Source organism: Burkholderia sp. 9120, from assembly GCF_000745015.1.
Classification (GTDB): domain Bacteria; phylum Pseudomonadota; class Gammaproteobacteria; order Burkholderiales; family Burkholderiaceae; genus Paraburkholderia.
Genome location: NZ_JQNA01000002.1, coordinates 1,780,993 through 1,794,122 on the forward strand (window position 1 = coordinate 1,780,993; position 13,130 = coordinate 1,794,122).

A 13,130-nucleotide genomic window follows, 5' to 3' on the forward strand; every position below is an offset into this window, starting at 1 on the left:
ATCGCGGGAAGGTCGAGGCCCGTTTTTTAGGAATGTGCCCCCCCCAAATTAGCCTGTTCCAGCAGCAGAATATCGATGGTCGTCAGCTCGGACTGTGCGAATATATGAACATCGACAGTTGGACACGGACAGTCGGTAAAATTTAACTTTAATAAGAGCGAATGGCGATGAGCGAATACTTGGACGATGGTGCGATGTTTTTACGTAGAGCCAGCACCCTTATTTCCTCGGATTTGCAGCGAGAGGATGGTCTTCAGGCAATGTTTAACGTTGCGTTGGGCATTGAGAGGATACTCAAAGAGACTCTCTGGAGAGTCAATCCGCTATACATATTGATGAACCCTGATTTCAAAAATTCGATGCCGGTTTTTTACGAGGGAAAAATAATCAAAAGCTCCACCGGGCAGAGCGATTTCCCCAAGGATCCTGATCACGATGTTTTGACTTATAGAAACTCCCTGGCTCGAGCAGTGACATGCTCACGAGTATCGCTTGATAACAAAGGACTGTTATATCAGATTTCTGAATATCGAGACATCATTGCACACAACACCCTCTCTCTGATTAATACGGAGAAACTGAACCCGCTTTTGCAGCGGGATTTCTATCCATTGGCCCGCGCGTACGCGGCAGAGCTTGGAGTGAGTTCGGGGACCTTTTTAGGCGGTAATGAGGTGAGGCTCGCGGATCTTTCGTCGAAGTTGGAGGTGAATATCGATTCGGCATTGGAGCGCTTATTTCGAGCTCATTCGCTTCGCTGGAATCAATTAAAAGGGACTGCCGGTTTTGTCGAAGATAAGCAGTCGGTAACTCAAGAAATTTTGACTACGCCGTACAAAAAGCAGGTCGTTTGCCCTGCATGCCAAAACACAGCTGTCCTCTATGGCCAACCCGAGAAGGAACTCAATGTTTTTGAGCGGCGTGAGGTAGTCGTTGGAGTAAACGTGATAAAACTGAAATGCCAATTTTGCAAGCTAGAGATCAAGGATTACAAATTTTTGGATCATTTGCGTTTTAGCGCAGCTTTCAACAACGCAGAAGTGACCTCAATGACCACCGATACAGAGATCGGTACCCCATAGGTTACTCTTAGCTGTTCCAGTGGCCACACGCGAAGCTAATCCATCGACAGCCCAGTCTGCGTTCTAGGTGCAACGAAATAGAAAGTTGAGCGGCGACGAGTGCAACCGCAGCTTCGGCGAATGTACGCTTTCGCCGAAGCTGGAATGAGACGTTCGCGGTTGCAGCGTGGCGAACGTTCGGATAGCAGCATTGCGCGAAAGGGCCGACGACCTGATCGAGGCCATCCGCATTCCATTGGCCGTTGTCCGGGCGAAAACGAACCTTTGAACGTCTGTGGAAAGATGTGAACGAATGACCGTAGATGGCCGGGTGCTGCCCGACGCGTCGGACGCAAGTCGACCCTGAACAGACCTTCGACCTTGCCTGAAGCGGTCGCTCCAATAACCTGTTGTTGGGAGGGGTGGCTATGCTGGGACGAAGTAAGGATGCGCGCCGTCGGGGAACTGATCCCACTCGATTTCGTTGGTGTATTCCGCGCACTTCACAAACAACGAATCTGTGTCGTGTGCATTCAAAATCTCCAGCGCAGCTTCGGGCGTATGTTGCCCGGGGAAAGTATGCTCAATTACATGAGCCTCGTAATCTCCTTTCTCGACCACCACTCGGCTGTTGTTGCTCGGACGGAATGCGGCCAACGGTAGTCCTCCACGCACATGAATTCTTGTCATATTGGTTCTCCATTTCCAGTCTCAATTGTGCGCGTCACTTTGCTGCAGGTTGGCCCGGCGGCGTTTGGGCAATTGCGCACGTTTCTTTCAATGCCGTGAGCGCTAGCATGTTCATGGGATCCTGCCAATACTTCGGGTTGTCGCGAAGGTACTTGTCAAAGACTGCGACTACCTGCTTGTTAGTCATCCCGTGTATGCATCCACTCAGCATGTCGAGATTGCGGTCCGAACCGGTGAGCACAGACGACACCAACAACCCGTCGACAAGTCCCTCTGCGTAGCCAATACGCTCCGTAACTGAAAGATCGTTGTAGGAACTACCCGTCTCAAAACCGCCGTGGAACGCCAATCCGCCCGCATTTGCATTTGAGGCGATCAGCCCCGAGATGAAGATCAACGCATGTCTAAATCGCATATTCGACTTTCCTTGTTGTTATCCTCTAGCAGCGCCCCGTACCCGATCAGGTAAACCGGCAGCAAGCTAACAGGCGCGCAGGTCACTATATAGATCTGGCTCTCTCAATGCGTGACGGATGAGGGACTTAACCGTAACCCGCAAAAACTTGTCAGCGTTCTCTTGGCTGACGAGTAACTGTAGTTTCTTGCGAAAATCAGGGACACCGCCATGCGCCACGCTACTCCGATATGAATAAAGTGCGGACCATATTTTTTCGGAAGAAGCGTCACCAAAATACGCTGAGAGAGGAAGTGGGCGATCAAAGCGACGCGACAAGAGTGGAATTTTAGACTTCATTTGGTGAGTGATCGAGTCGCCGCGATCCTCCAAGACAGGATTGTGCGTTATTAGCATTTCTATAATCGCAAACAGCCCCAAACATACAAAGTCGGAATTCGAAGGAAGATCGTTTAGCGAGTCGAGCATCTGCAAGGCTCGAAGAATTTCTGGAAAGCCACCTTTTCCACCGATACCACCTGTTGTTGAGATCAACAGATCGTACGTAATCGCTATTTCCTTAAGCGAGTCGACGTTTATTTCATCAAATCTGCCAGCAAATCCTGGATGGGAGCCGATATTAAAATATTTCTGCAAACGCTCGGATTTCCAGCCATGAGAGATCTCCGAGAAACTGAATGACAGAAGGTCAAGCGGCGCCTCGCAAATACTTGCCGCATAGTGCAAATTGACGTTTACATTTCTCGTCCCGGGATAGCGCACAACATAGTATTTCCATTCCGACTCCGGCAGCGATTCGGTTTGAATTGAATGACCACCTCCAGGTAGCTCGGTAGGTATCTGTTTGCATTCAAAGATGCTCGTCAGAGATAAAGTCCCACTCCTGCCAATTAATGAATCTAGTTTGACCTTTATATTTTCCCGCTCAATTGGCGTGGCTTTGTCAAGAACGCTGCCATCTGGAAACGCAAACGGAAGCGCCCCAGAATTTATCTGCATTGGATTGGCGACAAAGGATGTTGACGTGTACCGAATGGCATTTTGAATGGCGGCTCCCCAGTCGAATTTAATCGTGCCTTTCTCATCCATATTGTCCGCCCCTTAGGAACTGATTGTTGATTTTATACTTGGTCACTACACACAGATTTTCGACGATGTACGCGACGACGTCTAATGACTGTTTGTGGCCGAGTGTCGTCTCATGCGAAGCGCTCATGGTTCAAGCACAACATCCTGGTCGTCGCCCATCCCATGATAGCCACCCTGAAATATGATGGTCGCGTGATGGGGATTATCTGCACGATAGACGTTGGCATAGATTGGGGTGGCCACGATGCCCGCGCCGCAGTCGAATTTCATGTCTCTATCGATTTGCCCGCTTTTGATATTGATGAGACGCAAACGAACCATCGACAACGCACAATACTTCGAAGACTGATACACACCCAGCAACAGGTGGTTCTTCGTGTGATACCACATCGGTATTTCAATAACACCGATAACTGAGGGATTTTTGAGTCCGGTATCGTCGAGCGCGCCGATCTGTTGGAGCGAGATCGGTAAAACGTTTTTGCCATCCCGCCATTCCCCCTCTGCCCCTCTATCGCTGATTTTTAGCGCAATAGGGCAGGGAGTAGGGTGCGTAGGCGAAGCGGAAGGTATCTTGGGCGAATCACCAAATGAAACAGGCTCTGCTGCTTCGCATAACTGCATCTCGCCATTCAATTGGCGTTTTCCTTGCAATGGAATGGGAACGCGATGGGCATCGTAGTAGTAACTGCCATCGACTCGCCAGTGATCAGGCTCATTTGGGTCTGTGTCATCGTAGGTCTGCAACGACAGATGAACCGATATTCGACCGATCGTGCCGACATAGTTTTTGATTTCATACCACCCAGCATCCGCAGACGTAGCGACCGCAAACAAAGGTACGCATAGGGCCATGCAAAATAAATTTTTCTTGATTTTCATAGATTATTTAGATGGCTTCGGATTGTTCAGCATACAGATTGTCGACGATCCAAGTCACCGTGCCGAACGTCTCAAATTGGCCGTCAGAAGCATTTCGCCGCCGGCTGCGTTTCAAAATACTTCGACCGAACACCAGTCCGGCACGAACCCTTCGAAGATAAAAAAATCGTCGATGTATGCAAGACCGAGCTTTTCCAAAGACCTCATGCACGAGTCTGCTGCATCTCCGCCGAAAAACGGACCAAGCGAAATTAGATTGCTAGATTCGTCAAAATAGGTCCGCAAATTGAATTCGACCATAACCGTCGAGAGATCGACATTATTGGCCGTGAGTGCGGCTCGTCGGACAACGATTCCGAAATCTCGCGATACCTTCATCTGTAGATGGCCGGAGCAAATGTGTAGCCACGATTGTTAACGATCTAGGCGCTGATGTCGAACGACCGGTTGTCGCCGCAGTACGACGAACCAGACTCCCTAACCACACCTTCCAGATCGGGGCAAGCGCACGGCCCTCCGACGACGCGGCTGTTAGCGCGACGACGACGTCAGCGACGAGCCAATCTGGCCGTCAGCCGCTCCACTATCTCGACGATCATCTCCCGGTCCTTGCTGCTCACGCCAGACAGTAACCGTGCCACGTGCCTTGCCTGATCGCTCGGGCGGCTGCTGACCTCGGTCAGCAGATCTGCAATATCGCAATCGAAAGCGTCAGCCAGCTCCACGAGCCGCGCCACGTTGGGCATCACCAGTCCCCGCTCGATCCTCGAGACCGCCTCGTTCCCGATCCCCAATTGCTCTGCGACCTGCTCCTGAGTGAGACGTGCTGCGACGCGGTTTCGCGCAATCGCCCTTCCTACAACCGTCGCCAGTTGGTCCATGTCTTTATCCGGCATCCACCCTCCCATATCCACCCGAATGGTTGGCGATCACCCCACTGACATGAAGGGTTTAATAGGTTGATACTCAACTTATTGGGTTGTTTGTCGTTATCCCGTATGTCCGCCGTGCTCCAGTCTGTTACCGCAGCCCGCGAGCAAGACGGCCCGACGCACGTGGCCGGCGCGCCGGCCATTACGTAAAGCGGCCTGGATGTCCCGCTTCAGGATGGCCGTGAGAGAGAGCCGGACGGTCTGGTTGTTCGACCACCGAGAAACCAAAATGAGGGCAATAAATTGAAGACTCTGAAGAATGCTGCATTTGTGAAACTGACTTTGTGCGCATCGGTTGCCGCATCACTTGCCGCCTGTGGCGGGGGCGGAGGCGGGAGCCCTTCCACTCCCTCTTCAACAGGTAGTGCCGGCAATCCGACGCAGAATGCGCAACTCACCGGCAAGGCCATCGACGGCTATCTCGCCGGCGCCACGGTCTGCTTTGACAATGGCGCCGGTGCGTGCGACACGACGCAGCCGACAACCACGACCGATGCGAACGGCAATTACGTCGTGCCATATAGCGGCGACATCACCGGCAAGAAGTTGCTCGTGGTCGTCAACTCATCGACGAAGGATCTCTCGCGCCCAGGCTATACGTTCCCGGCGGCATTCGCACTGACTGGCATCGTGACCGATCCGACAACGCAGACCAACATCACCCCAATCAGCACGATGGTTGAGTCAATGATGGAGTCTGGCCTGTCGCAACAGGCCGCGACGCAGGCCGTATCAAGCTTGCTCGGCGAATCCGTCAACCTGTCGGCCGACTACATCGCCTCGGGTGATTCGACAGCGACGAACTTCGCTACACAGGTTGTCAACACGCTTGGTACGTTTGCCACCAATGGCCAGACGTCGGCGGCCACCGTTCGTGCAGTCATGCAGGCGATGGTGGTGAACAGCACCCTGACGCCGACCCAGACGCAGGTCACCGCGCAGGCGAATACACCGGCTTACATTCCGGCCAATGCGTCGCAGGTGCTGGTGAGCCCGACATATTCGCTCGACGGCTATCTGTACGACTGGGTGAATGGTCCGAAAAACGGCGCGAACCAGCAGGCGCCCGTGGAATCAGTGCTTCAGATCACGAACGGCTTGCTGGCAAGCTCACAGCAGGAATTTGTCAATAACGCCTGGTCGGCGCCATCCATCAGCAAGTACAACCAGATGCTGGGAGCATACGAACTGAAGGGGGACGCGTCGGGCTTCACGCCCTACGTGCCGCTTGCGCAGTGCAAATCGCTGCCGCTCTCCGGCGTCGGCCCGACGCTGACCGGTACCGATCCGAACACCGGGATCGCGTTCACCTACGAATATCGCGCGGTCGACCTGAGCAACCAGCCGATGTCGACGGCTGTCTCGCCGAACGGTGAATCGCTCTTCCCGCTCTGGACGTCGCCGACGATGACATCCACTAAGTTCGCCGCAGGCACGAAAGCCTATGCAGGGTTGCTTTCGTATTCGACGGAGCGCGTGGTGATTCCAGTCTGGCAACCGATTTGCGCGGCACCGACGGTGACGAGCAGTGTGACGTGTGGCGGTGCGCCGGCTGTAACGGACGGAAGTCAGGTCGTCGAAGTCTCCAGCCCGACAGCAACGAACTACACCTCGGTGCAGCAGGCGGTCGGTCTGACGTTGCTCGCGCCGGGCGGCGGTTCGTACTTCCAGTTGCTCGCTAACGGCACGGTACAACAGGTTCAGCCAAACGCGCCGGGCACGCCCGATACCGTGGTCAATACCAATATCGGTTCGTGGACCACGTACAGCCGTAACAGCAACGTGATCGTCGTGACCTTCAACTCCACCGAAATAGCTGCTCTGCAATCGGCGGCTGCGTCACAGCAACAGGCGCAGGTCGATCCGCAGACCGTACCGGTGCTCAATGGCGCGTCAACCGTAGTGGCGCTGGTGAACAACAACCTGATGGTGGGTTGGCTATTCCCGGCGACCTACACGGATAGGTCGGTGCAGTTCAGCTCGGCGCTGCCGCTATCGTTGCTCGACGCGGTGAACAAAGCTGCGGCTGCTTTCTGGAGTTCGACCGGTTCTTAAGTCGCACGCAGATCAAAGGGCGGTCCCTGACCTTCCTATAAACCGCGCCTCCCATTCCGAAGCTTCGCGAGCTGACGTCGGTGCAGACCGGCGTCTGACCCGTGGGGCGACGGGTAGGGCTTGCCTACCCCCAGGCCGCCGGACGACCACATCGTCCGGCCTCAGTTTCATTCGTCCTTCGGCGCCGATACGCGCCATGTCTAACTCATTCAACCTTATGAAAATCTTCAGACATACGCTAGTGCTGAGCGTCGGCTGTATTTCAGTACTAGGACTCGCCGCATGCGGTAACAACGTATTGGACTACCGGAACGCCCAGATATCGAACGGAAAGATTTTTGAGGGAGGCGATAACAAGCCTTTCAGCGGGCACCTGACCAATCTGCCTGAGCAGCAGATCAGAAACTCGCAAGCCGGGTTCATCCCGGTCATGCAGTTCGTGAGGCTGGGCAACCAGAATTTCCACGGCAATTCATCGGCGGTATTCTGCGATGCCGACGTGAAGAATGGTTACCTTGACGGCACGGCCACTTGCAAGGAGCCGGATTCCGGTGTCGTCCGCTATGAGATGTCCTTCAGGGACGGCGCACTTGACGGTGACTTCAAGGTGTACGCTCCGACGGGCGACCATGACGTTATTTCGGAGGTGTCGTTCGACGCCGGTCGCGCGAATGGCGAGCAGAAGGTCTACAACATCGTCACGAAAAACCTCGTGTATGACCTCCACTGGGAACGCGGGATATCGGTCGGTGACCAGACCCGCTTCGATGCGGAAACAGGCAAGCAGACCTTTCAGAGTCACTTCGACGACGGGGGCAAGCTGGACGGGGATTACATCGAGTCTGCGCCGAACGGCATCGTTTTTCACAAGGTGCAGTACATGCACGGAAAGAAAAACGGCGCCGAAGACACCTTTGACAACCTGACGGGGAAACCGACGTCCCACATCGAATGGCAAAACGACCGGATGAACGGGGCTTACAGGAAGTGGGATGCCAATGGCAATCTCGTGAAGGACGACACCTATCAGGATGGCATGCTCATACCAACACCTGCGGAACAGCAGGCAGCATCGGAAGCCGCAGCACAGATGGACTACGCCGATTGCATGAAGAAGTGGCAACGGGTGGGGATGGCATTGCAAGTCCACACCGCGAGCCCGGACGAAGAAGTCCGGCAATGGCAGGCGTCCTGTCAGAAAGGCATATTGCCGGGATAACTTCCGGCAAGCTTCGCCGTGCTGCTCTCCCTTGCCGGACATCCTGCGGCGTCTATAGGCACAATCACATTCTCTCAGGCTCTGGCAGGGCCCTCGGGCTAGCCAGAATCTTTAGCCGACCTTATGGGTCGGTTTTTTTGTGCCAGATCGCGTTGTTGAAGTGATTGCGGTGGCGAGACGCCAAGGCTTCGGTGATGTCGGGTGTCACCATTGATGAAAAATGCGTCGTTGAAGTTAAGGCGATTTTTCAGCAAGAGTGGCGTCGAGCAACCAGCACGTGCTAAGGAAAGTGAAATATCCGTCCCGCACTGCCGCAGTAAGTGAAAAAACTGTTGTGTTCTCATCGGCGCGCTTGGAGTCGATAGACCACGTCGCCACTTTGTTCATCAGACGACAAAACGCCCCGGGTCCGTCGCTCATGTCAGTTGCCATGGTCATTTCTCAGTGAATCGTTTCCGATAACCCGTCAGGCGCGCCGAGGCAGGAGAACTAGGTCGGCCGCTTCCTCAGCATCTTTGAGGAGCGTCTTGCGCGGCGTGCCCATCTGCGCACGCATGGTCAGCCCACGCGCTAAATCCGTGACTTGGGTTGCGCGCGCGGCGACGGGAAAGTCAGATGGGATTTCTCCCGCACTGATCCCGTCCCGGAAACGGCGCTCCACCAGCGCCGCACCGCCCGCGACCGCGCTCTGCAGGAACCGCTGAACCTCAGCGTCGTTCACAAGCGGCGCGACGCACATCATAAGGCAGCCCCGGGCGGACCCTTTCTCGGTCGCACTTTCGACGGCGTACCTCAGAAAGTCCGCGATCGAGTCGCGAAGACTCTGTGGCGAGAGGAGTGCCTTCGCGGCTGATGCGCCCTTCCGTTCTGCGTACGCCTTAAGGACCCGCAAGAATATCGCCCGCTTGTCCCCAAAGACGGCATACAGGCTCGGCCGTCCCACACCCATCCCGGCGACGAGATCGTCAATCGTCACTCCGTCGTAGCCTTTCGACCAGAACACCTGAGTCGCCTTTTCCAGCGCCCCCGTCTCGTCGAAACTGCGCGGTCGCCCCACTGGCCTAGCAGTATTTTGAATCATTTAGTTCAAAACTCCTTGACAATTACCATCGCACCAATTTATAACCGAATAGTTCTAAATTATCAAGCCGATCTTGGCCTCGCAGGGCCTTACGACTCGACCATTACCCTTTAACACGGAGACGCCCATGGAACATTCAATCGCGCTCGTCACCGGCACCACCTCCGGGGTCGGTTATGAGGCAGCCCGCTTGCTCGCCACCAACGGCTACCGCCAAGTCATCGTCACCGGGCGCAGCTTGGCCCGGGTTCAAGAAACGGCCGCTCAGCTCGCGGCTCAGACCAAGACACAGGTATTCACGCCGCTGGAGCTGGAGCTGGACGAGCGGACCAGCGTTCAATCCGCCCTCGTCGAACTCGTCAAGCGAGGTCAGCCGATTGATTTCCTACTGCTCAATGCCGGGATGGTCCCAGGTAAGCAGCGGGTGATCACTGCGGCGGGCGTCGAGGCTTCTCAGGCCCCGCTCATCGGCCATCATCAATTGACTGTCGGATTGCTCCGCGCCAACCTGCTGAGCCCCAACGCGCGGATTGTTATTGCCAGCGCGGAACCTGCCCGAGGGGGCGTACCCATGTTCAAGTACACCGACGTGGACGCACTCGCTGCCAAATACCACGGAGGCGACCTGACCGCTGCTATGGAAGCCCTGCTGCGCAACGGGCCGAACGTGAAGTATGTGCCCAACAATGCGTATGCCGACGCGAAGCTCATCGTTGCTTGGTGGGCTGCGGCGCTGGCGCGCCGGCTACCCTCCGGCATGGCCGTATACGCCGTGTCGCCCGGTGCCGCGACCGCTACCAATGTTTCGCGACAAGCTAGCCTGGCCGTGAAGTATCTGTTTATCCCAATCGCGAACCTCATTCCCGGCATGAATCAGACGCCGGAGACGGCGGCGGGCCGGTATATCCAGGCCTCGAAGTTCGGAACCGACGTCTCAGGGCAATTCTTCGCCTCGGCTCAAGGGAAGTTCTCAGGCCCAATTGAGGCGCAGCGCCACCCACACCTCCTCGATGGCGCTAATCAGGAAGCCGCGTGGCAGGCCGTCGTCAATGTCTCCGGCGTCAACTTGTCGAACCTCGCATCCTTTGCGCCAAGCATCGTACAAAACAGTTCAAAACTAGCAAGACAACCCTAACGGAGGAAAGCACTATGGAACGGTATGGAGAAAAACGAGCAGTGGTCATCGGCGGAACGAGCGGCATGGGGCTCGCGACGGCGAAGATGCTCCTCGATGGGGGGGCGCGCGTTGTGGTGACGGGTCGCTCGAAGGCTGGTCTGGAATCGGCGCAAAAAGAGCTTGGAAAGGACGCCATCGTGGTTTCGAGCGACGCGCGGTCGTTGACGGACATCGATGCCCTCGCCTCTCGGGTGAAGGCCGAGTTCGACACCTTCGACCTGCTTTTCGTCAACGCCGGGTTCAGCATTCCAACGCCTCTCGGGAGCGTCACCGAGGACATCTACGACGAGATGTTCAACCTGAACGCCAAAGGACCGTTTTTTGCGGTCCAAAAGCTCGCGCCGCTGATCAACCGGGGAGGCTCTGTCGTCCTCACGACCTCCGTCGCCAACGTCAAGGGACTGCCCGGACAAGCCACCTACGGCGCCGCCAAGGCGGCGCTGCGATCCTTCGCCCGGGTGCTCGCAGCCGAGCTCCTTCCCCAGGACATCCGCGTCAACGCGGTGTCGCCCGGTCCCATCGAGACGGGCATCCTCGAAAAGGTGTTTCCCACGGAGGAGATGCGGGCCCACGTGAGGGCGCACACACTCGGCATCATCCCGATGAAGCGCTTCGGGACCTCGGAGGAGATCGCGAAGGCCGTCCTCTTCCTCGCGTTCGACGCGACCTTCACGAACGGCGCCGAGATTCCGGTCGATGGGGGTTGGTCGCAGCTCTGAATTCGACACGTCGGCGGCATAGGGCCAACCTCGCCACCACCTTCGGAGGAGCCTCTGATGGCACACACAGCGAACCATTCGGTCCCAGAGCAGGGAAAATTTCGCCGTGCCCTCGCGGCCATCTGGGCCTTCTTGCAAGCGATGGATTCCACCAGCTTCGACTACACGCTCGATCGCATCGAATGCTTGGAACGGGAGGTGGGACGACTGAAGGAGGAATTGCGCCAAAGCCGGGACCCGGCGGCACTCGATACCCACAAGTAAAAAGGGAACAACATGCCTGCACTGAAAAACAAGATTGCCGTCGTCACGGGCGGCAGCAGCGGCATCGGCCTCGCGACCGCCAAGAGGTTCGTTGCAGAGGGCGCCTACGTGTTTATCGCCGGCCGCCGCCAGGCCGAGCTCGACAAGGCCGTCGCGGAGATCGGCTCGAACGTGACCGGCGTAAAGACCGACATCGCCAAGCTCGAAGACCTCGACCGTCTTTACGCGACCGTCGCGAAAAAAGGCAAGATCGATGTAATTTTCGCCGGCGCGGCCTTTGTCGAAAAGGCGCTGACACCCGAAGCCACGCCGGAGCACTTCGACAAGACCTTCGACACCAACGCACGAGGCACTTATTTCACCGTTCAGAAGGCGCTGCCCCACTTGAATGATGGGGCCTCCATCATCCTCGTGGCCTCCGCCGGGAAGAACAAAGGATTTCCCGGCCGCAGCACCTATAGCGCCAGCAAAGCGGCGCTCCGTTCGTTCGCCCGGACTTGGACCAATGAGCTCAAGGGTCGGAAGATCAGGACCAACGTGCTGAGCCCTGGCGCGGTCGACACCCCGATGTTCGACGAGCAGTTCCCGTCCAAGGAAGGCGCCGCCGAAGCCAGGAAGCAGATCACCGCGATTACGCCTCTGGCGCGCTTGGCGCGTTCCGAGGAGATCGCTTCCGCAGCGTTATTCCTCGCCTCTGACCAAAGCAGCTACGTCGCCGGTATCGACCTTCCGGTAGACGGCGGCCTGACGGCTGTCTAGACTGAAAAGGACTTTGCCGTACCCGACTCCGCATCCCGCTACACGCACAGCCAGGAGACAATACAAGCTCTCCTAGGTCATTGAACACTTCCGCCGCGTCCGATACGTTCGATTCCCCGCTCCGCCCCGTCCGCTCTCGGGGCCGGCGCCCGGATTTTCTCACTAACCGTGTCAGCAGTTTTTCACTTACTTGGCAGAGTTTTCACTTTCTGTGTCACCCGCCAGGTGATGACGCCATCGCAGTTCGCGCTCGCGGAGTCCGATCAATCTGCGAGATTGTTGACGCGCGCGCAATGATTTCGAATGGTCGGGTGGCTGGACAAGACGGCATCACTCATTGCCATCTCACCATGGTGATCGTCGGTTGCCCTTCCCAAAATGCAGCACACGCTGCCGAGCTTCGGCGATTACATACACGGGTGCATTTGATAGCTGCTGCTCATGCAGATCAAGAAGACGGGTAATCGCCAGACAATCGGCCGATTCGATGAGCCAGATGTTCTTGCCTGCATTTCTCGCGGCGTCATCCAGAATCCGCTCTGCCTCAAGATACATCTCTTGATTCGCTGCACCGAATCCCGCTTGCTGTAGATACCACGCCAAATAGAGTGCCTTCACCAGTTCTGCGAGCAAATCGCCGTTGCCCTTGCCGGTCCGAAATGCTGCCAAGGCGAGATGCCAGCGCAGCGATTGCTCGCGGACATAAGCAGCCGGGTGAGGTAATAGCATGGCCTTGTCCAGCGGCTTTCTACGTGGCTGACCAGTTACTGACCGTTTCTTGCGATTC

14 protein-coding genes are annotated in these 13,130 nt (G+C 56.2%); 7 read left to right on the forward strand and 7 right to left on the reverse strand.

Annotated features, from left to right (window positions below):
* Nucleotides 1-167: 167 nt before the first annotated feature.
* Nucleotides 168-1,082, forward strand: coding sequence for a hypothetical protein (locus FA94_RS16175; protein ID WP_156126646.1), 915 nt, complete (start codon nucleotides 168-170; stop codon nucleotides 1,080-1,082).
* 405 nt (nucleotides 1,083-1,487) lie between these two features.
* On the opposite strand, the gene FA94_RS16180 is transcribed toward FA94_RS16175, so the two are convergent.
* From FA94_RS16180 to FA94_RS16195, 5 genes are all read right to left on the reverse strand, one after another.
* Nucleotides 1,488-1,751: a hypothetical protein gene (locus FA94_RS16180; protein ID WP_035552953.1), complete on the reverse strand. Its 264-nt coding sequence runs from the start codon at nucleotides 1,749-1,751 to the stop codon at nucleotides 1,488-1,490.
* A 34-nt stretch (nucleotides 1,752-1,785) separates the two neighbouring features.
* A complete protein-coding gene (locus FA94_RS16185) occupies nucleotides 1,786-2,166 on the reverse strand; it encodes a Rap1a family protein (protein WP_035552955.1) in 381 nt (126 codons plus the stop codon).
* Nucleotides 2,167-2,232: 66 nt separating this feature from the next.
* Entirely contained in the window at nucleotides 2,233-3,255 is a 1,023-nt protein-coding gene (locus FA94_RS38645) for a HEPN domain-containing protein (RefSeq protein ID WP_156126647.1), read from the reverse strand.
* A 123-nt stretch (nucleotides 3,256-3,378) separates the two neighbouring features.
* Nucleotides 3,379-4,137 (reverse strand): hypothetical protein, encoded by a 759-nt coding sequence (locus FA94_RS16190; RefSeq protein ID WP_035552958.1) that lies wholly within the window; start codon nucleotides 4,135-4,137, stop codon nucleotides 3,379-3,381.
* 548 nt (nucleotides 4,138-4,685) lie between these two features.
* Nucleotides 4,686-5,018, reverse strand: a complete 333-nt coding sequence (locus FA94_RS16195) for a helix-turn-helix domain-containing protein (RefSeq protein ID WP_231584968.1) — start codon at nucleotides 5,016-5,018, stop codon at nucleotides 4,686-4,688.
* 321 nt (nucleotides 5,019-5,339) lie between these two features.
* On the opposite strand from FA94_RS16195, the gene FA94_RS16200 reads away from it, so the two are divergent.
* Entirely contained in the window at nucleotides 5,340-7,124 is a 1,785-nt protein-coding gene (locus FA94_RS16200) for a hypothetical protein (protein ID WP_156126648.1), read from the forward strand.
* Nucleotides 7,125-7,320: 196 nt separating this feature from the next.
* Nucleotides 7,321-8,343 (forward strand): toxin-antitoxin system YwqK family antitoxin, encoded by a 1,023-nt coding sequence (locus FA94_RS16205; protein WP_035552964.1) that lies wholly within the window; start codon nucleotides 7,321-7,323, stop codon nucleotides 8,341-8,343.
* A 466-nt stretch (nucleotides 8,344-8,809) separates the two neighbouring features.
* Here the strand turns inward: FA94_RS16205 and FA94_RS16215 are convergent, their stop codons facing one another.
* Nucleotides 8,810-9,424 carry a TetR/AcrR family transcriptional regulator gene (locus FA94_RS16215; protein WP_035552969.1) on the reverse strand — a complete coding sequence of 205 codons (615 nt, stop codon included), beginning with the start codon at nucleotides 9,422-9,424 and terminating at the stop codon, nucleotides 8,810-8,812.
* Between the two features lie 127 nt (nucleotides 9,425-9,551).
* On the opposite strand from FA94_RS16215, the gene FA94_RS16220 reads away from it, so the two are divergent.
* The 4 genes from FA94_RS16220 to FA94_RS16235 are packed head-to-tail and all read left to right on the forward strand — an operon-like array spanning nucleotide 9,552 to nucleotide 12,343.
* Nucleotides 9,552-10,559 (forward strand): SDR family NAD(P)-dependent oxidoreductase, encoded by a 1,008-nt coding sequence (locus tag FA94_RS16220; RefSeq protein ID WP_051980604.1) that lies wholly within the window; start codon nucleotides 9,552-9,554, stop codon nucleotides 10,557-10,559.
* A gap of 14 nt (nucleotides 10,560-10,573) precedes the next feature.
* The gene (locus tag FA94_RS16225; RefSeq protein WP_035552971.1) at nucleotides 10,574-11,320 is read left to right on the forward strand and encodes an SDR family oxidoreductase; all 747 of its coding nucleotides are present in this window, start codon (nucleotides 10,574-10,576) and stop codon (nucleotides 11,318-11,320) included.
* 57 nt (nucleotides 11,321-11,377) lie between these two features.
* Entirely contained in the window at nucleotides 11,378-11,584 is a 207-nt protein-coding gene (locus FA94_RS16230; RefSeq protein ID WP_035552973.1) for a hypothetical protein, read from the forward strand.
* A gap of 12 nt (nucleotides 11,585-11,596) precedes the next feature.
* Nucleotides 11,597-12,343: an SDR family NAD(P)-dependent oxidoreductase gene (locus FA94_RS16235; protein WP_035552975.1), complete on the forward strand. Its 747-nt coding sequence runs from the start codon at nucleotides 11,597-11,599 to the stop codon at nucleotides 12,341-12,343.
* A gap of 345 nt (nucleotides 12,344-12,688) precedes the next feature.
* On the opposite strand, the gene FA94_RS16240 is transcribed toward FA94_RS16235, so the two are convergent.
* Nucleotides 12,689-13,072, reverse strand: a complete 384-nt coding sequence (locus tag FA94_RS16240; RefSeq protein ID WP_231584969.1) for a hypothetical protein — start codon at nucleotides 13,070-13,072, stop codon at nucleotides 12,689-12,691.
* Nucleotides 13,073-13,130 lie beyond the last annotated feature (58 nt).